The 19,570-nt window shown below is 63.8% G+C and carries 18 protein-coding genes and 4 tRNA genes; 18 read left to right on the top strand and 4 right to left on the bottom strand.

The genetic code is table 11. The annotated features are described in order from the left end of the window. Positions 1 to 46: 46 nt before the first annotated feature. From EPO34_01830 to EPO34_01810, 5 genes are all read left to right on the top strand, one after another. Entirely contained in the window at positions 47 to 868 is an 822-nt protein-coding gene (locus EPO34_01830; GenBank protein ID TAK03878.1) for a glycosyltransferase family 2 protein, read from the top strand. Positions 869 to 915: 47 nt separating this feature from the next. Then, a complete protein-coding gene (locus EPO34_01825) occupies positions 916 to 2,922 on the top strand; it encodes a DUF4012 domain-containing protein (protein ID TAK03877.1) in 2,007 nt (668 codons plus the stop codon). 59 nt (positions 2,923 to 2,981) lie between these two features. Next, positions 2,982 to 3,986, top strand: coding sequence for a rod shape-determining protein (locus EPO34_01820; GenBank protein TAK03876.1), 1,005 nt, complete (start codon positions 2,982 to 2,984; stop codon positions 3,984 to 3,986). A gap of 142 nt (positions 3,987 to 4,128) precedes the next feature. Then, on the top strand, positions 4,129 to 5,286 hold the full coding sequence (locus tag EPO34_01815) for a glycosyltransferase family 1 protein (protein TAK03875.1): 1,158 nt from the start codon (positions 4,129 to 4,131) through the stop codon (positions 5,284 to 5,286). Positions 5,287 to 5,294: 8 nt separating this feature from the next. Then, positions 5,295 to 6,068, top strand: coding sequence for a hypothetical protein (locus EPO34_01810; GenBank protein ID TAK03874.1), 774 nt, complete (start codon positions 5,295 to 5,297; stop codon positions 6,066 to 6,068). Positions 6,069 to 6,728: 660 nt separating this feature from the next. Here EPO34_01810 and EPO34_01805 read toward each other — a convergent pair. The 4 genes from EPO34_01805 to EPO34_01790 all read right to left on the bottom strand — a co-directional run bounded on the left by EPO34_01805 (position 6,729) and on the right by EPO34_01790 (position 10,478). Continuing rightward, positions 6,729 to 8,459 (bottom strand): hypothetical protein, encoded by a 1,731-nt coding sequence (locus EPO34_01805; protein TAK03873.1) that lies wholly within the window; start codon positions 8,457 to 8,459, stop codon positions 6,729 to 6,731. A 225-nt stretch (positions 8,460 to 8,684) separates the two neighbouring features. Further along, positions 8,685 to 9,482, bottom strand: a complete 798-nt coding sequence (locus EPO34_01800) for a hypothetical protein (GenBank protein ID TAK03872.1) — start codon at positions 9,480 to 9,482, stop codon at positions 8,685 to 8,687. A gap of 187 nt (positions 9,483 to 9,669) precedes the next feature. Further along, the gene (locus EPO34_01795) at positions 9,670 to 10,128 is read right to left on the bottom strand and encodes a hypothetical protein (protein ID TAK03871.1); all 459 of its coding nucleotides are present in this window, start codon (positions 10,126 to 10,128) and stop codon (positions 9,670 to 9,672) included. A 152-nt stretch (positions 10,129 to 10,280) separates the two neighbouring features. Then, positions 10,281 to 10,478, bottom strand: a complete 198-nt coding sequence (locus EPO34_01790; protein ID TAK03870.1) for a hypothetical protein — start codon at positions 10,476 to 10,478, stop codon at positions 10,281 to 10,283. 516 nt (positions 10,479 to 10,994) lie between these two features. On the opposite strand from EPO34_01790, the gene EPO34_01785 reads away from it, so the two are divergent. The 13 genes from EPO34_01785 to EPO34_01725 all read left to right on the top strand — a co-directional run bounded on the left by EPO34_01785 (position 10,995) and on the right by EPO34_01725 (position 19,428). Further along, complete coding sequence (locus EPO34_01785) at positions 10,995 to 11,903, top strand: DNA polymerase III subunit delta' (GenBank protein ID TAK03869.1); 909 nt, start codon at positions 10,995 to 10,997, stop codon at positions 11,901 to 11,903. A 76-nt stretch (positions 11,904 to 11,979) separates the two neighbouring features. Further along, positions 11,980 to 13,053 (top strand): hypothetical protein, encoded by a 1,074-nt coding sequence (locus EPO34_01780; GenBank protein ID TAK03868.1) that lies wholly within the window; start codon positions 11,980 to 11,982, stop codon positions 13,051 to 13,053. A gap of 52 nt (positions 13,054 to 13,105) precedes the next feature. Continuing rightward, the gene (locus EPO34_01775) at positions 13,106 to 13,660 is read left to right on the top strand and encodes a ribosome recycling factor (protein TAK03867.1); all 555 of its coding nucleotides are present in this window, start codon (positions 13,106 to 13,108) and stop codon (positions 13,658 to 13,660) included. Between the two features lie 127 nt (positions 13,661 to 13,787). Continuing rightward, positions 13,788 to 15,113: a glycine--tRNA ligase gene (locus tag EPO34_01770; protein ID TAK03866.1), complete on the top strand. Its 1,326-nt coding sequence runs from the start codon at positions 13,788 to 13,790 to the stop codon at positions 15,111 to 15,113. Between the two features lie 59 nt (positions 15,114 to 15,172). After that, positions 15,173 to 16,456: an insulinase family protein gene (locus EPO34_01765; GenBank protein ID TAK03865.1), complete on the top strand. Its 1,284-nt coding sequence runs from the start codon at positions 15,173 to 15,175 to the stop codon at positions 16,454 to 16,456. Positions 16,457 to 16,536: 80 nt separating this feature from the next. Then, positions 16,537 to 17,307, top strand: coding sequence for a triose-phosphate isomerase (locus tag EPO34_01760; protein TAK03864.1), 771 nt, complete (start codon positions 16,537 to 16,539; stop codon positions 17,305 to 17,307). A gap of 138 nt (positions 17,308 to 17,445) precedes the next feature. Then, entirely contained in the window at positions 17,446 to 18,258 is an 813-nt protein-coding gene (locus EPO34_01755) for a tetratricopeptide repeat protein (protein ID TAK03863.1), read from the top strand. A 34-nt stretch (positions 18,259 to 18,292) separates the two neighbouring features. Then, positions 18,293 to 18,378: transfer RNA gene (locus EPO34_01750), tRNA-Tyr, on the top strand. 84 nt (positions 18,379 to 18,462) lie between these two features. Further along, complete coding sequence (locus EPO34_01745; protein TAK03862.1) at positions 18,463 to 18,795, top strand: GIY-YIG nuclease family protein; 333 nt, start codon at positions 18,463 to 18,465, stop codon at positions 18,793 to 18,795. A 1-nt stretch (position 18,796) separates the two neighbouring features. Then, positions 18,797 to 18,871: transfer RNA gene (locus EPO34_01740), tRNA-Thr, on the top strand. 138 nt (positions 18,872 to 19,009) lie between these two features. Continuing rightward, positions 19,010 to 19,085, top strand: a tRNA-Thr gene (locus EPO34_01735). Between the two features lie 57 nt (positions 19,086 to 19,142). Then, the gene (rpmG, locus tag EPO34_01730) at positions 19,143 to 19,298 is read left to right on the top strand and encodes a 50S ribosomal protein L33 (GenBank protein TAK03861.1); all 156 of its coding nucleotides are present in this window, start codon (positions 19,143 to 19,145) and stop codon (positions 19,296 to 19,298) included. 56 nt (positions 19,299 to 19,354) lie between these two features. Further along, positions 19,355 to 19,428: transfer RNA gene (locus EPO34_01725), tRNA-Trp, on the top strand. The last annotated feature ends 142 nt before the right edge of the window (positions 19,429 to 19,570 follow it).

The following is a 19,570-nucleotide window of genomic DNA, read 5'->3' as shown; positions in this document are numbered from 1 at the left end:
CCATAAGACCCCGACTACCATCTGCCAACTGCCATCTGCCCCTCGTATGGATTTATCAATTCTCATCGTCCATTACAACACGCCCGGGCTGCTTCGGCAGACGCTCAAGGGGATCCGTCTCGTGGCGCCCAAGCTCTCGTACGAGGTGATCGTGGTGGACAACAACCCTTCCATGCGCGTGGCGGAGGCCGTTCGCCGGGAATTTCCCGAGGTCAGGCTGATCGTCCCGGACCGGCATCTCGGGTTCGGCGGCGGGATGAACCGCGCCATGGGGGAGGCCACGGGGCGGTACTTGTTGGTGTTCAATCCGGACATCGCGGTGTTCTCAGGCGCGCTCGAGGAGCTCGTGCGGTTCATGGACGCCTCCCCGGAGGTGGGGATGTGCGGGCCGCAGCTGTTGCGTCCGGACGGCGCCGTCCAGCACAGCTGCTTCCGCTTCATGGCGCCGGAGGTGATCGCCTGGCGGCGCCTGCCGTGGCTCGCGCCGCTGTTTCCGCGCGCGCGGCGGGCGCTCGACGCCTATGTCATGGCCGAGTGGGACCATACGGAGAGCCGCGACGTGGACTACATGCTCGGGGCCGCCCTGTGCGTGCGGCGAACGGCGTACGAGCAGGTGGGCGGGTTCGACCCGGGCTTCTTCGTGTATTTCGAGGATCAGGACTGGTGCCGTCGGTTCTGGGAAGCCGGATGGAAGGTCACCTATCATCCAGGGGCGAAACTCGTCCATTATCATCGCCGCGAGACGGCCGAGGGCAGCCTCTGGCGCCAGCTCATGAACCCGCTCACGAGGATCCAGCTCCGAAGTGCGCTATACTATTATAAGAAATGGAAAGGAAAATCCTTAAGGCCCTCAGGCCCGCAGGCGTGAAAGGTCCTGTGGGCCTTGTCCGCCTGAGGCCTTAACGCCTTTCTCTCATGTCCCACAGCGCTAATTTCCTCCATCGCGCGGAACCCGCTCCCGTTCATCGCCGTCACGGCATCAAGCGGGGCCTTGTGATCGCCGCGACGCTCGTCGCGACCGTCCTCGTCGGGTACGCCATCTGGCTCGCGGTCGCGCTCGGCGCCCTGTACGCCGCCGCCTCCGACGGCCGCGCCGCGCTCGAGGCCGCCCGTGACGCGGCGGAATCGCTGGATTTCGACACGGCGCTCTTCGAGCTCGAGCGCGCCGACGAGCGGTTCGCCCGCGCCGACCGCAACGCCGCCGCCCTCCTGCCGCTCGAGTTCCTGCCGTGGGTCGCTCCGCAGGCTCGGGCGGCCTCCGCGCTCGCCGCCGCGGGCCGCTCCGCCGTGGAGGCGCTCAAGATCGCGGCCACCCTCGGCGCCGACCTCGCGCGCCTCTCGGGGCTTTCCGCCGCCGACCTCCAGGCCCTTTCGGAAGGCGCTTCGCCGGGCACGAGCCTGGGAGACCTGCCGTCGGCCACCAAGCGCCTGCTCCTGCGCCGACTCGTCGCGTCCGCGGACGAGCTCGATGAGACCGCGGAGCGCATCGCGATCGCGCGCGCCGAGCTCGCGCAAGCCGACCGCGAGGGAGTCGCCTCCGGCACGTTCGCCGCGCTGGTACCGCTTGCAGGGAAGCTGGCGCAGGCGGAGGAAACGCTGCGCCTGCTCTCACGTGCCGCGCGCGTCCTCCCGGCGTTCGCCGGCATCGACGGGTCAAAGACGTCGCTGCTCCTGTTCTTGAACGACGCGGAGCTGCGTCCGGGCGGCGGGTTCATCGGGACCTACGGCGCGCTGACGGTGAAGGATGCCGACATCGCGGCGCTCTACACCCACGACGCGTACGCGCTCGACGGCCCGGCCGAGGCGCGGGTCACGCAGGTGCCGCCCGAACCGCTGCGCCGCTGGCTGGGCGCGCAGAAATGGTTCTTCCGCGACGCTAACTGGTCGCCGGACTTCGCCGCGTCCTCGCGCGACGCGTTGCGCCTGTTCCGATCCGAACAGGAGCTTGGTGGCGGCACCCCGACGGCGTTTGACGGCGTGATCGGCTTCACCCCCGCGTTCGCCGCCGACCTGTTGCGGCTTACCGGCCCCATCGAGGCGGGCGGGCAGACCTTCTCCTCGGAGAACGTCTACGACAAGCTGGAGTACCAGGTGGAGGTCGGCTACGCGGGGCAGGGCATCCCGCTCGCCCAGCGCAAGGAGATCGTCGCCGAGCTCGTGGAACGGATGAAGGCGCGGCTCGAGGCGATGCCCGTGTCGCGTTGGGGCGAGATCGCGCAGGCGGCCGAGCGCGCGCTCGTCGCGAAATCCCTCCTCCTCTACAGCGAGGATCCGTCGTCGCAGCGGGTGATCGACGCCGTGGGTTGGGGCGGGCGCGTCGCGTCTCCGGCCTGGGGCGACGCGCTCATGGCGGTGGACGCGAACCTCGCGAGCCTCAAGACCGACCCGGCCGTCAAGCGCACGCTCCGATACGAGACGTTCAAGAATTCTTCCGGACAATACGTGGGTCGCGTCACCATCCATTACGACCACGAGGGACGCTTCGATTGGAAGACCACGCGCTACCGCACCTACGCCCGCGTGTACGTGCCGGCGGGGAGCGAGTTCATCCGCGTCACCGGCGCGCTCAAGGACGACCGCCTGCATGAGCCCTCCGGCGCCGCGGGAGGGGCCGACGTCGGGCAAGAGCTCGGCTTCACGGTGTTCGGCGCGTTCACGTCGATCGAACCGGGGACTTCGCGCGACCTCGTCTTCGAGTATCTCCTCGCGCCGTCGGTGGTCGAATCCATCGCCTCAGGCTCCTATCGCCTGAAGGTCTTCAAGCAGGCCGGAGCGCAGGAGGGAGGTTTGACGTTGCGCCTTGATTTTGATAAGAACGTCACGAGCGCGTCGGTCCCGGAGGGCCGCGACAAGTGGGGAAATGACGTATACGAGCTGGAGACCGTTTTGGATAAGGACCGGGTGTTTGAAGTGGCTTTGTAGGCCCGCAGGCGGACAAGGCCTTGAGGCCTTCAACGCCTGAGGCCTTCACGCCTTTATCTATGTTCGCAAAAAAGATCGGGATCGACCTTGGCACCACCACGGTACTGGTGTACGTGCCCAAGCGCGGCATCATCATCCACGAGCCTTCGGTCGTCGCGGTGTCCTCGATCGACAACAAGGTGCTCGCGGTGGGAAAGGAGGCGAAGGACATGCTCGGACGCACCCCGGACACCATCGTCGCGCGCCGTCCGCTCAAGGACGGCGTCATCGCCGACTACCGCACTACCGAGGCGATGCTGCGCTATTTCATCAACAAGGCGCTGGGCGGCATGCGATTGTTCCGTCCCGAGGTGATGGTGGCGGTGCCGGGCGGCATCACGAGCACTGAGCGGCGCGCGGTGATCGACGCCGCGATCGCGGCGGGCGCCAAGGCCGCGTACGTCATCAAGGAGCCCATCGTGGCCGCGATCGGCGCCAACATCCCGATCGGGAGCCCGAGCGGCCACATGATCATCGACATCGGCGGAGGCACGTCGGAAATGGCCGTCATCTCGCTCGGCGGCATCGTGGCGTCCGAATCGGTGCGCATCGGCGGGGTGAAGTTCGACGCCGCCATCATGGAATACGTCCGCCGCAAGTACGGCCTGGCGGTGGGGGAGCGCACGGCCGAGGACATCAAGATCAACATCGGCTCGGCCATGTACATGCCCGAGCGCCTCACCATGGACGTGAAGGGCCGCGACATGATGTCGGGCCTGCCCAAGATCGTGCAGATCTCAAGCGACGACGTCACGGCCGCCATCCAGAACGAGCTCGAGGGGATCATCGCCACCGTGAAGGAGGTGCTCCACAAGACGCCGCCGGAATTGTCCGCCGACGTGATGGACAAGGGGATCGTGCTCTCCGGGGGATCGAGCCAGCTTCGCAACCTCGACACGCTGCTTGCCGAGGCGACCGGCGTCCCCACCTTCGTCGCCGAGGATCCGCAGCAGTGTGTCGTTAAGGGGACTGGGGTGGCATTGGAGAATCTGGAGGCGTACAAGAGAAGCATCTTTACGAGTTGAAAACTTGAAGAACCAAATCTTGAAGGACCAAAGGTCCGTGGAAAGGTCGAATGGAGAAAGAATGAAATTTTAACCTTCGTCCTTCAACCTTTCCGTCCCCCTTTGGTCCTTCAAGTTTTCAAGATTTCAAGTTTTCATCGCTATGCCCCTCATCGCCATCGACGCTTCCTCTGCCGCCAAACCCACAAAGACGGGTGTCGAGTGGTATGCCTTCCGCCTGATCGAAGCCATGAAGAACCACGCGCTGCGCGGCGACGAGCGCGTGGTTTTGTTTTCACCCGCGCCGCTCGAAGGGGCGCTTGCCGACCTTCCCGCCGGCTGGTCGTCAAAGGTGCTGTCGTGGCTGCCGGGGAGGGGATGGATGCCGCTGCGCGTGGGTTGGGAACTGATGCGGTCGCGTGTCCCCCTTGGGAAGGGGGACGATAGGGGGTCTGTGGACGTGCTGTTCGTCCCGGCCCAAGGCTTCCCGGCGTTTTCGGGGAAGACGAAGCTCGCAGGCGTCGTGCACGACGTGGAGTTCCGCCTGCATCCCGAGCTCTATGAGGAACGACAGCGCATGTCGTTGGAGTTCAAGACCTATTCCGTCGTCCATCGCGCCGTCCGCCTGCTCGCCGTGAGCGCCTACGCGAAACGCACCGCTTGCGAGGCGTATAGCATCCCCCACGACCGGGTCGACGTGACCCCGCTCGCCCCCGCGCTGCCGAGCCACCCCTCTCCTTTAGAAGGAGAGGGCATGGGTGAGGTCGCGAGGCCAGCCCCGTTCTTCCTGGTCCTGGGTCGCGTCGAGAAAAAGAAGGGCGCGGACGTGGCCGTCCGCGCCTTCGAGGCGTTCAAGCGGACCCGTCCCGCGGACGACCCGTTCGAGCTGCGCTTCCTCGGCGGCGACGGGTACCAGGCATCCGATGCGCGCACGCTTGCGGCGAGGAGCCCGTATGCCGAGAAGATCCGTTTCGAAGGTTACGCCTCTGAAGCGGTCGCCGCTTCCGCGCTCGCGAGCGCCACGGCGCTCCTTGCCTTGAGCCGTGCCGAAGGGTTCGGCATCGCGCCGCTCGAAGCCATGCGCGCCGGCACGCCGGTGATCGCCTCCGACATCCCGCCCTTCCGTGAGGTCGGGGGAGACGCCCCGCTTTTCGTTCCGGTCGGTGACGCGCAAGCGGCGGCAGCCGCCATGCGTCGCGTCGCAGAGGACGCCTCCCTGCGGGAACGCCTGGCCGCCACAGGTCCCGTCCGCGCGGCGGCCTTTTCCTGGGACGAGACCGCACGGCTCACCTGGGAGTCGCTCCGGCGCGTGTTATACTAGTCTGACATATGGACGAAGTCCTCCGCGAACTGATGCACCTTGGCCTGTCGGAGAAGGAGGCCGCGGTCTATGCCGCGTCCCTCGAGCTCGGGCCCGCGCCGGTGCAGGACATCGCGCACAAGTCCAAGGTGAACCGCGCCACCACGTACGTGATGATCGAATCGCTCGCGGGGCGAGGCCTCATGAGCACCTTCGTGCGCGGCAAGAAGCGCTTTTTCGTCCCCGAATCGCCGGATCGCCTGCGCAGCATCCTGCGCATGGAGCGCCGGGAGATCGAGGAGAAGGAGCTCGAGTTCGAGAAGGTGCTGCCTACGCTGCTCGGCCTGTTCAACGTGGAGGGGGCCAAGCCGCAGATCCGCTATCTCGAAGGAGTGGAAGGGAAGGCGACCATGCGCGAGGTGTTCCTGTCGCTCAAGGGCGAGTACGTGCAGATCGTCCCGCTCGACGACGTGGAAGCCAACCCGACGATCATGAAGACGCGACCGGAACATGTCGCGGAAGTGGAGGCCCAGGGAGCGTTCCATCGCGCCCTGCTGGTGACGTCTCCCGGCGCGGCGGAACGCCTGCCGCGCGTGAAGAACGGGGAAGTGCGCTACCTCCCGCCGGAGAAATTCCCGCTTCACGCCGAGATCACCGTACGCGGCAGCCACGTGTTCCTGGTGAATTTCAAGTCCGCGCCGCTTTCCATCGTCATCGTGAGCAAGGAGATCGCCGACGCCATCCGCATCATGTTCGACCTGGCCTGGGCCGGGGCATCGGAATACCCCGTCCTGAAGGTGTAAATAAAAGACCCTCCGTCGCTCTGATGAGCTGTGGAGGGCGTGTCGTGCGTCGTCGCAGTCGTCGTCGATGAACGGAGTCTTCAGCAGCCGCCTTCTCCCGGACAGGAGATGGGCGTGGGGCACCTGCGGCCCGTCGGCAATGGGGGTTCCCGTGGGTACGGGACAGGCCTGTGCGCGCTTTGCGCCCGTTGCGATTTGACTCGATCCATCTTTTTGTCCTGCGTAGACGCCATCTTTCGACAGGTTGGCGGTCGCCTGCACGCCTGCTTCGACGACCGACCAAGCTATCAGGTTTCCTAAGGGGTGTCAAGGGGGAATGACAGGGAAACGGAAGGGTTATAAGGGATTTAAGGGGGAGAAGGGGCCGAAGGGGATGGAGGGATTGACAGATTTGGGAGAAAGGGATAGCCTTCTGGGTTCCTCTGGAACTCCAGGGAACCGTTAGGGGCATATCCCCGAAACGAAGGGGAGAGAGTAAAAAGACCCACCGGCGCTCTCGAAGGGCAATGGCGGGTTTGGAGGAAGAGGAGAGAGTCCATCAGGCTGTAGCCTGATGAAGAAAGGGCCCATGGCATCGCTGCCTGGGCCTTTTGAAATTTGGAATAGAAAAAGCCCCACGTTTCCGCAGGGCTAGGTGCGTCTTTTGCCGCGGAGGTCCGTTCAGTGAATCAGGACGGTCCCGATTTGCGGCCCAAGGTTCGAGGTCATAAGCGACACGTTGCCGTCGCTCCAATACGCCAGGAACATGGTCGACACCTCAATGCTGTCGTTGGAACCAACCGAGGCTCCCGTCGTGTCGACGATGAGCTCATACGCATAGAACACACCGCTCTCGATGAACTCCGCCGGATCGAACTCGAAGCCGAAGCCGAACTGCGTCGTCGTTCCTTGATGTACCGTCGGGCCGAATGTCACTGTGGTGCCTGGCGTCTGCGTGCCGGTTGTCAGGTTTACGAGCCGGATCATGTCAGGCGCGTTATCGTGCAGATCCTCCACCCAGCCGGTTCCGTCCTCATCCGTAGCCCGGATGGAGAAATCGCTGATCCAGAACAGGGTCACGTTTCCATCGCACGCGTTCTGGGCAAATGCCTCAAACGTCAGCGCGGAGTTCGGTCCAGGGACGACCTCACGGGTCGCCTCGCCGCCGGAGGTCGGAAAGAAGGAGGGCAGGGCCTGCGTCTGGAACAACGTCCCTCCCTCGTCATGGACTTGGAATGCGCATCCGGGACTCACGACCGAATAGGAACAGTCTCGGCCCGGTCCCGTGCACGCCGAATCCGCGTCGTCGTATCCCGAGATGTCCACGGCCATCTGGAAGCCGAATTCGTCTCCGAAGGCGAACACGTCCGTCGGGTCTTCGACGGCAACCTGCATCACCTCTCCGGCCTCGACGAACAGATCGGTTCGGAGCTGGAAGCTCCGCATCTCATCCTGATCGAGGTGGAGCTGGTCATCCAGGTCGCAAAAGACCAGCGACCTGGAGAAGGCGAAGCAATCACCCAATCTCACGTCATCGTTCCAAATCGAACTGTTACCGTTGTCGAGCGCTTGTGGCCAGTTGAGCGTCAGCGCTTTCAAGTTCGCGCCCTCCGACATGGCCTGGATGGTGAATTGCGCCACGACGGCGTCCGTTTCGCCCACGACCGGGCTGAAGGACGGGAATCGTCCGAACCGGACCGTCCCGACCGGATGGTCCGTGAATGTCATCGCGTTCCCGCTGATCGGGAACGCGCCAAACACGTCCTGGCCGTCGGATGCGATGGACACCAGCTCAAGTCGCGCCGTGTCTCCGCTGTTCACGGCGGCGGCGATATCCAAGCGCACGGCATACGTCCGTGTCTCGCCGGGATCGAGACCGAAACCTCCTCGAAACGACACCTCGCGCGTCACCGGATCGATCGGCTGCGGATCGGAGACGCGCAAGTCGATAACCGGATCATCGAAGGAATCTGCCAAGTACAAGGTGGCCGAATCGATATTGGAGACGGCACCCACGCCGCCGACGCGGAAGGTGAGATCGTTGATGGGGAGCAGCGCATCCGTTTCCGCGAGCCGCACCTTGATGAACTCCACCGAGGCGGCGCCGGGCGGGACCGTCTGACTTGCGGGCGTCGAACTTGAGAGCGTGACGAAAAGTCCAGTGTCGCCTTCTCCCTCTCCTTCGCCTTCACCGGCCGCAGGACAATCGCGCGGGTCGTCGACGACGCTGCCATCAAGGCAGGCGGTGCGGATGACCTCGACGATCTCTCGGTCACATGGGTCGACGTCGCACACGATCTCGTTCTCGCCGCAGTAGCACTCGCGGACCTTCTGAGTATTCTCGACCACCGTCCTTCCGTCGCAGCCGGTGAGTGTCAGGAACGCGAATAGGAACAGGATGCTTTTGCTCATCTTTCTCCTCGTTTCAGTTGTGAAAGAGTGGTGCCGAGCGTATCAAAAAATCCGCCGTCTGTCAACGGTCGGACAAACGAAAACTCCGCCCGTCGTCCTCACCTTAGTCCGTGCCAGAAGGCGCGTACCAAGGCAAGGATGAATGGCGGAGTTTTCTTTCGTGGCCCCGCACCGATCCGACAGGCGTCGGAAGGGTGCAGGGGCCACGATGCGTGTCTTTGGCGGCTAGGCGTTGTTGCGCCGGCCGCCCTTCTGCTTCTTCGGCGGGTCGTTCACGATGACCTTGTCGGCCTTCGTGGCGACCATGGGCTTGTGCTTGGTCGGGCCGCGGGGCTCGACCTTGATGGTGCCCAGCACCTTGGCCGGCGCTGGCGCCATGGCCTTCTTCTGCTGACGCAGCTGGATGAGCTGCGCGCGCAGGCGCTGACCCTCGTGGCTGCGCTTGTGGACGGTCGGCTTGGGACCGGCCATGCGGGCCTCGATGGCGGCGATCTGCTCGTCGATCTCCTGGATCGACGGCTCGACCGTCTTCGGCCTGGGCACGAGCTTGAGCTCGGGCTTCGGCTTGGCCTCCGCCGGCTTCTGCGCCGCCTGCTCGGCCCGCCGCTCGATCTCCGTGGCGTCGATCACCGGCGGCTTCGGCTCGAGCTTGGGCTCGGGCACGACGACCACCGGCGGCTTCGGCGTCTCGACGGCCTTGGGGGCCGGCAGGGCGACGACGGGCCGCTTCACCGGCTTGGGCGGCAGCGGCGGCAGGTGCGCCACGTGCAGCGCCCGGCGGGCGCGGTCGAGCTCGAGCTCGACCTGGTAGCACGCCGCCGCGCTCGAGGTGGTACGGAGCTCCTCTTCGAGCCGCTCCACCTCCTCCTTGGCCGCCGTCACGACGGGGTCGATGACGGCGGGCTTCACCTTGCGGGCGCGCTTGAGGCGGCCCTCGTACCGGAACACCTCCTTCAGCGCCAAGCTCTTCGCCCGAGCCGAAACGGAGTTCGAGGAAACGGTCTGCACGGCAACGTTCGTCATGTGTTCTCCTGCGTCCTGGTCCGCATGAAAGGTTCGGGATCCTCCAGGAACCAGCTGACGAACCGGGGGCCTGTCCGCCGAAGCATCGGGCGAAGGCCGGGTCATCATCTCGTTTCTGTCGTGGGTCCCCGCACGCGATTCCGATGTCGTATCGGATGCATGCGGGGGACCCACCGTGTCGTCGTGACTAGCGCTTCTTCTTGAGGTCGCTCACGCTGACGAGGTCGTGCTTCAGCAGGGTCTTGAAGACCTCGTCGAGGATCTTCACGTCGCCCTTGGACTGCGCCGCGACGAGCAGGCGCAGCGCCACGGTCCGGCCGTCCTCGAGGCTGTAGTCCTCGTTGATGCCGATGGCCGGCTGTTTGAGCGTGCACGTGGCGACGTAGCCGATGTCGCGGATCGCCTCGTTGAAGCGCGCGTACTTCGCCATCACCATCGGCGCCATGAGCGCGCGGAACTCCGCGTCGTGCTCGGGCGTCATGTGCTCCGAGATCGCCACGAGGCGCTTCAGCAGCGCGACGACCTCGAGCGGTTGGACGCCATGCTGGTCGATGTTGATGCGGCGCACCTTCTTGTCGGTGTCGGGGATGGCGTCGATCGCGGCGTCGAGGTTGTGGAGGGACTGATTCGGGAGAGGTGCGTTCACGTGATTCTCGTTGTTGGGTGCGGGGGTTCATTCCCGCTATGGCTTTTAGCGACTTCCGTCGCTTATTCACCAAGCAAACGACGAGATCCGTCTCATCGGTTCCTTGCTGGGCCCCTGTCTCACGACAGAGGCGAGCGTTTGTAGGGCGTTGCCTACTTCGTGCTGCCGACGCCGTCGAACAGCTCGTCCACGAACGCGGACAGGTCCACGTCGGTGAGGTCGGGCGGGAGGTTGTTGAACCTGATCGCGTCCTCCCTCTCCTGCGGGGTCAGGTCGATGAGGACGGCGTTGCCCTCCGCGCTGTCGACGAAGATCCGGACGTCGTCGTCTCCATAATTGATTCGCGTCATGCTGCCTCCTACGGGTGCTGGTTGAAGTTGCACCCGGGAATCTGGAGGGTCGGGGGCCAGTGACCTGCCTTGCGACTGGTGTGGCCCATGGATGCCAGGGGTATGACATGAGTCAGTACAAGACCGAGTCATGGCATTAGGCATCCGACCCACTGTCGCCCTTGCGGGCTTCGGCGGGGGACTCTCTCCTCCAGATTTCCGGGTACAACCCTCCTTCGCTCTGATGAGCTTCGGTGGGCAAGAAAACAAACAACCGGTTGCGGGAGTACGTGAAGTACGCCAACAACCGGCTGTTCGCCTGTCATTGAGATACTCACTCCTCTGAATTCATGGATATTTAGGGCCTTCGAACTCCCCAATGGCGTTTCCGCCAGTTATCCAAGGATCAGAGTACGAGAAGATTTATATCATATTTTAGGGGTTTTGTCAAGGGGAAACGTCAAAATATTGGCTAATCTAAGCTGCGTTTAAAGAAACCGAGTCAAGGAACCTTGCCTATGATATACTTGCGCCATTATGGCTTTGCCGTTTTCCCGAATTATCGGCCATACGCTCGTCTGTGAGGCGCTTTTCCGCATGCATGGCAGCGGTCGGATGGCACACGCCTTCCTGTTCGTCGGTCCGGCACGCGTGGGGAAGACGACCGTCGCGCTCACCCTTCTGAATGCGGTCATGGGCGAAGGATCCGTGGAGACGCATCCGGACGCCGTCTTCGTCCGACGGGAAACGGATGAGAAGACGGGCAAGGAGAAATCGGCTATCTCCGTGGAACAGGTGCGCGAAGCGTGCGAGCGGTTTTCCCTCACGAGCCTTTCCGGGCGCAAGGCGATGTTCATCGAGGAGGCCGACCGGATGAACGCCGCGGCCGCGAACGCGCTCCTGAAGACGCTTGAGGAACCGAAAGGGAACGCGCTCATCATGCTGCGCGCCCCGAGCGCGGACGACGTGCCGGCGACGATCGCGTCGCGTTGCCAGGTCGTCCGGTTCCATGCCGTCCCCGAACCCGCGATCGCCGAGGCGCTCGTCCGTCGCGGGCTCGATCATGAGGAAGCGGCGCATCTCGCCGCCCGTTCGCATGGCGCGCCGGGCGTCGCGATCCGCCTGCTCACCGACGGCGAATATCGCGCGCAGGAAGACGTCGCGAGCGCCGCCGTGCGCGACCTCATGGCTGCTCCGATCGCCCGGCGCCTGCGAGCGGCCGCGGAGCTCATGCCAAAGGACGAAGCCAACAAGGCGCTCGTCGCGCTCTGCACGCTCGACGCGTGGGAACGCGCGTTGCGCGAGCGCATGCTCGGAAGCGTGCGCGACGCGCCCGCCGCCTTGCGCCTTACGCGCTCCCTCCGGCGGCTCGCTGAGGCGCGCAGCGGGATCCTGCATAACGCCAGTCCCCAACTCGCCCTCGAACATCTCTTGATAAGTCTGTGAGGTCTGTAAGGTCGGTAAGGAGATCCTCACCAACTGACCAACCTGAAAAAACCTGACAAACCTGAATATGCCCAGTATGCGTACGCGCCTGCTTCTCCCGCTCGTCTCCCTTGCGCTCATAGGCGCCGGCTGCAGCATCCCGGGCCTTGGCGGCCCCAAAACCCCGGCCAAAGGTCCGGACGGCGGCCTGTGGCGTTCCGAGAATACGGGAAAGACCTGGGCCCAGGCCGTGGCCGTCCCGGGTCCCAAAGGGGTCGGCACCATGGCCGGCACGAACGTCACCGTTCTCACCTTCGACCCGCAGGACCCGTCCGTCGCGTATGCGGGAACCCGCGAGAACGGGCTGTTCTTGAGCGAGGACGGCACGGCTTCATGGCGCCAGGCGCATGCCGAAAGCCTGCGCGCCGGCGCGATCGTGGACGTGGCCGTGGATCCCAAGGACGCGTGCACGGTGTACGTGGCGCGCGGGAACCGCGTGCTCAAGTCCGTGGACTGCCTGCGGAGCGTAGATGACCAGGCGTACGTGGAACCGCGCGCCAAGGTGTCGGTGACCGCCTTGGTCGTCGATTGGTATAACCCGAACGTGGTGTGGATCGGGCTGAGCAACGGCGACGTGCTGCAGAGCACGGACAAGGGGAAGAGCTGGCGCACGTCGGTTTCCACGAAGTCCGCCGTCACGCAGATCATGCTCAGCCGCGCCGACAGCCGCCAGATGCTCATCGGGACCGACGGGGCCGGATTCTTCCGCACGCTCGACGCCGGCAAGGCCTGGACCCAGGTCACCAAGGAGTTGAAGGATTTCCGGAATGCGACTAAGGTTGCCGCTCTCGTGCAGGACAAGGATTCCGGCACGGTGGTGGCCGCCACGGGCTACGGCCTCATCCGATCGCGCGATTTCGGCGCCACCTGGGAGGGGATCAAGCTCCTCACCTCTCCGGGCCAGACGAGCATCAGGGCGCTTGCCATGGATCCCGCGGCCTCGTCCCGCCTCTGGTATGCGGCCGCCGGCACCTTCTATGCGAGCACCGACGACGGGGTGACCTGGGCCACCGACCCGCTTCCCACCGCCCGCATCCCGCAGCTCCTCACGCTCGACCCGAAAAACGCCTCGGTCCTCTATCTCGCCGGCGCCGCCGAAGTGAAAAAATAAGGACACCCCCCTTGGACCTTCAAGATTTCAAGTTTTCAAGTTTTCGTTCCCTATGCATCCATTCGTAGGCCAAAAGAACGCCGCCTTCCGGGCGGTCATCGAGCACCTCCAAAAGGAGCTGTCTTCGCTTCGCACCGGACGGGCCAACCCGGCCATGGTGGAGAACGTGGTGGTGATGGCGTACGACAGCGCGATGGATTTGAAGAGCGTCGCCTCCATCACCGTGTCCGACGCCAAGACGCTCCTCATCGAGCCGTGGGACAAGTCATTGCTCATGGCGATCGAGAAGGGGGTCCGTGACGCCGACATCGGGGTCAATCCGGCCGTGGACGGGCAGCGCGTGCGACTGAACCTTCCGCCCATGACCGAGGAAAACCGCCGGAGCCTCGTGAAGAACATGAAGGAGCGCCTCGAGAACGCCCGCGTGTCGCTGCGCCAGGTGCGCGAGGCCGCGCGCGAGGAGGTGATGAAGAGCAGCAAGGAGGAGAGCGTGTCGGAAGACGAGAAGTTCAAGATCCTCGACGAGCTCGACAAGGCCACCAAGGATTTCGTGGCCGAGGCCGATGCGATCGGCGCGAAGAAGGAAGAGGAAATCATGACGGTGTGACGTTGGTGGCCTGCGGGCCGTTCGAGCCTGCGGCGTTGGTCGCTGATGCGGTTAGATCCCAACGGAGCGAAGCGACACCAACACGAAGTACCAACGGCGAAGCCTCCAACAGCCTAGATAAACCCATATGCCTGACGTCACCATGGACACCCTCACCGCGCTGTGCAAGAGCCGCGGCTTCATCTTTCCCGGTTCCGAGATCTACGGCGGCATGGCCAACTCCTGGGACTACGGACCGCTCGGGGTCGAGCTCAAGAACAACGTGAAAGCGCTCTGGTGGAAGACGTTCGTCCAACAGCGCCTCGACATGGTCGGCATCGACGCCGCCCTCATCATGAACCCCAAGGTGTGGGAGGCGTCCGGGCATCTCGCGACGTTCACCGACCCGCTGGTCGAGTGCAAGCAGTGCCACGAACGCTATCGCGCCGATAAGATCGACCTCTCGAAGGCGTGCGCGAAATGCGGCAACAAGGGGACGTTCACCGAGCCGGCGTCGTTCAACCTGATGATGAAGACCTGGATCGGTCCCAAGGAAGACGCGGCGAACGTCGCGTATTTCCGGCCCGAGACGGCGCAAGCGATCTTCGCCGACTTCCCGCAGGTGCTCATGACGAGCCGCAAGCGCGTCCCGTTCGGCATCGCGCAGATCGGCCGGGCGTTCCGAAACGAGATCACGCCCGGGAACTTCATCTTCCGCACGCGGGAGTTCGACCAGATGGAGATCGAGTATTTCGTGCATCCCAGCGAATGGGAACAGCATTTCGAGGCGTGGCTCCTTCAGATGCACGCCTTCATCGCCGCCTGCGGCATCCCCGCGGGGAAGGTGCACGACCACGAGATCGCGGCCGCGGACCTGGCCCATTATTCGAAGCGCACCGTGGACATCGAGTTCGACTACCCGTTCGGGCAGGAAGAGCTGTACGGCCTCGCGTACCGCACGGACTTCGACCTCACGAACCACGCGAAGGCGTCCGGGAAGGACATCACCTACACCGACCCGGTCACGAACGAGAAATACGTCCCGCACGTGATCGAGCCTTCGTTCGGCCTCGATCGCACGGTGCTTGCCGTGATGCTTTCGGCCTATCACGAGGAAGAAGCGCCGACCGGAGAAGGGGAAACGGACAAGCGGGTCGTCTTACGATTCCCGAAGGCGCTCGCGCCCATCAAGGTTGCCGTACTCCCGCTGTCCAAGAAGGAAGAGCTCACCGCGCCGGCGCGCGAGCTGGCGCTTCGCCTCGCGAAGAGCTGGCGCACGGAATACGACGAGACGCAGTCCATCGGCAAGCGCTACCGCCGAGCGGACGAGATCGGCACCCCGTACTGCATCACCTACGACTTCGACACGCTCTCCGACCAGGCCGTGACCGTGCGCGACCGCGACAGCATGAAGCAGGAACGGGTGAAGCTCGAGGAGTTGGAAGGGTATTTGAATAATCAGTTGAAGGCGTAAAGGCCGCAGGCGTTAAGGCCTTAGCGCTGAAGCCTTGTCCGCCTAAGGCCTTCCATCCTATGAAATCTTCCCGTCACGTCCTCTCAAACGGCATGCGCGTGCACCTGGTCCCGTTCGAAGGGACCGATGCGGCCACCGTGTTCGTGCTGTTCAAGGTGGGGAGCCGCTATGAGGCGCGAAGCATCAACGGCGCGGCGCACTACATCGAGCACCTGATGTTCAAGGGGACCAAGCGCCGGCCGAAGACGATCGACATCTCCCGCGCGCTCGACGCGGTGGGCGCCGATTACAACGCGTTCACCTCCAAGAGCTGGACCGGCTATCACATCAAGGTGGATGCCGCGCACCTCGACCTCGCCGTCGACCTGCTGAACGACATGCTGTTCCACTCGAAGTTCGACAAGGCGGAAATGGACCGCGAGCGCGGCGTGATCGTGGAGGAGATCAACATGTACCGCGACAACCCGATGATGCGCGTGGAGGAGCTGCTTGAGGGGAAGATGTTCGACGGGAGCCCTCTCGGATGGGACATCGGCGGCAGCGAGCGGACCGTACGAAGCATGACGCGCGAGGCGGTGCTGGCGTTTCGCGACGCGTATTACACGAGCGAGCGCGCCGTGGTGGTGATCGCCGGCAAGGTGGACAAGAAGGCGCTCCCGCTGCTCAAAAAGACGTTCGGCACGTCGCGGCGCGCCAAGGAAGGACCGGCGCCGTTCCTCCCGGCGGCCATCCCGGCCCCAGGCAAGGCTCCGCGCCTCATCGTGGAAAACAAGGATACGAAACAGATCCAGGTAGCGTTCGGCTTTCCAGGTTACCCGATCGGCGACAAGCGGGTCCCGGCCGCGCACTTGCTTGCCGTCATCCTTGGGGGCACCATGAGTTCGAGGCTGTTCATTTCGGTGCGTGAGCGCAAGGGATTGTGCTATTTCATCCGCGCCAGCCACCAGCCCATGGAGGATACCGGGGTGTTCCAGGTGCATTCCGGGCTCGAGGCCGCGCGGCTCAAGGTCGCCGTCGCCACCATCCTTTCGGAACTCAAGAAGGCGCGTACGATCGGTGTCACCTCACGTGAGCTGAAGGAGGCCAAGGAGAACGTCCGCGGCCGCCTGCGCCTCGCGCTCGAGGATTCCTCCGACCGCGCGGACTGGTATGCCACGCAGGAACTGTTCCATCCGAAGGTGAAGTCCCCCGACGAATACCTGGCGCTTCTCGACAAGGTGACGCCGGCCCAAGTGAAAGCCGCGGCCAAGGAGCTGCTCGACCTGTCCCGTCTCACCGTGGCAGCCATCGGCCCGTTCAAGAGGGAAAAGGAATTCGCTGCCAAAGCAGGATTGAAAATATAGGCGTGAAGGCCTCAGGCGGATAAGGCCTCAGGAAAATCCCTTATGCCTTCACGCCTAAGGCCTTCAACGCCTACGACTCTATGAAAACCGTCATCGCCAACTGGAAGATGAACGTCGGCACCCGCGAGAGCGTGGCGCTCGCGCGCGGGGTGCTTTTGGCGCTGCGCGGCCGCAGCTGTTTCCCGGAGACGGTGCTGTGCCCGCCGTTCCCGGCGCTCTCCGAAGTGCGCAAGGTGCTCGCGCGAAGCCATGCCTCGCTCGGCGCGCAAGACCTGTTCTGGGAGGATGCTGGCGCGTTCACGGGCGAGGTGTCGCCGCGGATGCTGCTCGAGCACGGGGTCACGCATGCGATCATCGGTCACTCCGAGCGCCGGCAGCACCTGGGCGAGACCGACGAGATGGTGGGGAAAAAGACGCGCGCCGCGCTTGAGGCCGGATTGAACGCGATCTTATGCGTGGGCGAGACCGCGGCCGAGCGCGACGCCGGCGCGCAGGAGGCGGTCGTCGAGCGCCAGCTGCGCGCGGCACTCACGGGCGCGCGGCCGAAAGGCCAGGCGCGCCTGCTCGTCGCCTACGAGCCCGTGTGGGCGATCGGCACCGGCCGTTCCGCTTCCCCGGCCGATGCCGCGGCGATGCACGCGCATGTCCGCAGCCTCGTGGCGAAGCTCGCTCCAGCCCTCTCATCCCGTTTGAGCGTGCTGTACGGCGGATCCGTGGACGGGAAGAACGCCCATTCCTTCCTGCGCGAGAAGGAGGTCGACGGCGTGCTCGTGGGCGGCGCCTCCGTGAAGCATACCGAGTTCGCCGAGATCCTCTCTGCCGCCTGCGACGTGATCGAAGCCCAAGGCTGACCGTATGCCCCGTACTACAACAAGGACATTTTTGTCGGCTCCCTTCGAGGTATTCCATCCAGGTCGAGAGTCCGGTTGTTCCCAGACGGTCGTTCAGGACGCTTGCCTGACGAGAACGTCCTTGTTGTAGTACGGGATATGGTGCTCTGGCTCATCCCCCTCCTCCTGCTCCTCGCCTCCGTCGCGGTGCTTGGCGTGATCGTGGTCCGCAAGATCCCGCAGTTGCGGGTGATGGAGACGTCCACGGACTCGGATGAGCGGACCAGGCGCGTGAAGGAGGCGATCATCCTCGATCGCGTGGCGCGGCTGCAAAGCGAGAAGCTCGGGCGCCTCGGTCGCGCCGTCATCGCCGGGGGGAAGGGGGCCATGCGCCTCGGACGCCTCGCCGTGCAGCGGCTGTACAGGATGGAGCAGTACTACCAGAAGCTCAAGCGCGCGCCATCGCACGCCGGCGCGGCGGTCGGTCCCGAGGCCGTCCGCGGGATGCTCGAGGCCGCGGAAGCGTTCGCGCGCGAGGGCGAGCCCATCCAGGCCGAGAAGAAGTACATCGAGGCGATCAGCCATTCCCCGAAGTGCGCCGAGGCGTACGAGGGGCTCGGGAACCTGTATTTCGAGGTGAAGCAGTACGACCAGGCGCGCGAGGCGCTCGCGTTCGCGCTGCGCCTTTCTCCGGGGGACGCTTCGGTTCACATGAGCCTCGCGGACCTTGACCTGGCCGAAGGGAAGACGCAGGCCGCGCTCGCGCACCTGCGCGAGTCCGTGGAGAAGCGGCCCCACAATCCCAAGTACCTCGACCGCTACATCGAGACCGCGCTCCTCGCCAAGGAACGCAAGGACGCCGAGAAGGGGATTGCGAGCCTCAAGGCGAGCAATCCTGACAACCAGAAGATCCCCGTCTTCGAGGAAAGCCTGTCAGCGCTGCCAGAGGCCGAGCCTTCACAAGAAGGATAGGTTTTGCTATCCTTTCGGCACCTTTCCAACCAACGGGTGGATACCGAAGTGGTCAAACGGGGGAGACTGTAAATCTCCTGGCTCACGCCTTCGAAGGTTCGAACCCTTCTCCACCCACCATTCGACTACCTTCGTGCCGTTTATGTGGTAGTCGAATGCCCTGAGCTTGTCGAAGGGCAGTGAGTCCGTGGTAGACGATCGCTCATGGTCTGCGACCATACGACGCAAAACGCTTCCGTAGGGAACAGGAAAGGAGTCGAATGCCTTGAGCTTGTCGAAGGGCGCGTCGTCGTGTACATGTTGGAATGTGGCGATGGCAGTTATTATGTAGGTTGTTCTGAAAATCTTCTGCGAAGGATGGAAGATCATCGTGCGGGCAGGGCCGCTTTATGGACGGCAAAACGGCTTCCCGTCCGTCTCGTATACTACGAGATCCACAAGATCCTCCTGTGTGCAAGAAGAAGAGAACGTCAGATTAAGGGCTGGTCGAGGATAAAGAAGGAAAAGCTTATGGATGGGACTTGGAAGCTTGAATAACGCCGCCTTAGCTCAGGGGTAGAGCAGCTGTTTTGTAAACAGCAGGTCGTCGGTTCAAATCCGACAGGCGGCTCCAGCCTTCGCCCTTGAGGGGCTTCGGCTGGCGGGGCCATCGCGATAAAAACACGCCGTTGTAGCTCAGCCCCGACGCTGCGCTGCGGCGCAGGTCGGGGGTCCGACCCCATCAGGGCGTCGGACTTGGTAGAAGAAATATGCCGTTGTAGCTCAGTTGGTAGAGCACATCCATGGTAAGGATGAGGTCACCGGTTCAATCCCGGTCAACGGCTCCACTCCCTTGACACGAATCGCGTTTTTCCGTAAGGTTCCGACCAATCAGATTGCCAATTATGTCCCAAGATTTCCTCATCAAGCTGGAGTGCACGCAGTGCAAGACGGTCAATTACCAGAGCCACAAGAACAAGAAGACGCTCAAGGAGCGCCTGGAGCTTTCGAAGTTCTGCAAAGGCTGCCGCGCCCACCAGCCGCACAAGGAGACCAAGTAAGCATCAAGACCCCGCCCTTCACAAGAGGGCGGGTTTTTGACATACTGCCGCGGCGTAGGGACGTCGTTCAATGGTAGGACGGAGGTCTCCAAAACCTCTGACGTGGGTTCGATTCCCACCGTCCCTGCCAAAATCCCGCTCGTTCAAGCGGGATTTTTCGCTTCCCGCCGCGCCGTGATACGATTTTCACGTATGAAATGCCCGAACTGCAATCGGAACATGCGCCAGCTCCGGCAGGACGTGAGCTACGGCGACCGCCGAAAAAAGTACGA

The sequence above is a fragment of the Patescibacteria group bacterium genome (genome assembly GCA_004297215.1).
Classification (GTDB): domain Bacteria; phylum Patescibacteriota; class Patescibacteriia; order UBA9934; family GWF2-40-263; genus 2-01-FULL-63-20.
Note: the sequence above shows the minus strand (reverse complement) of the source record. Positions and strands in the feature narration are given on the sequence as shown.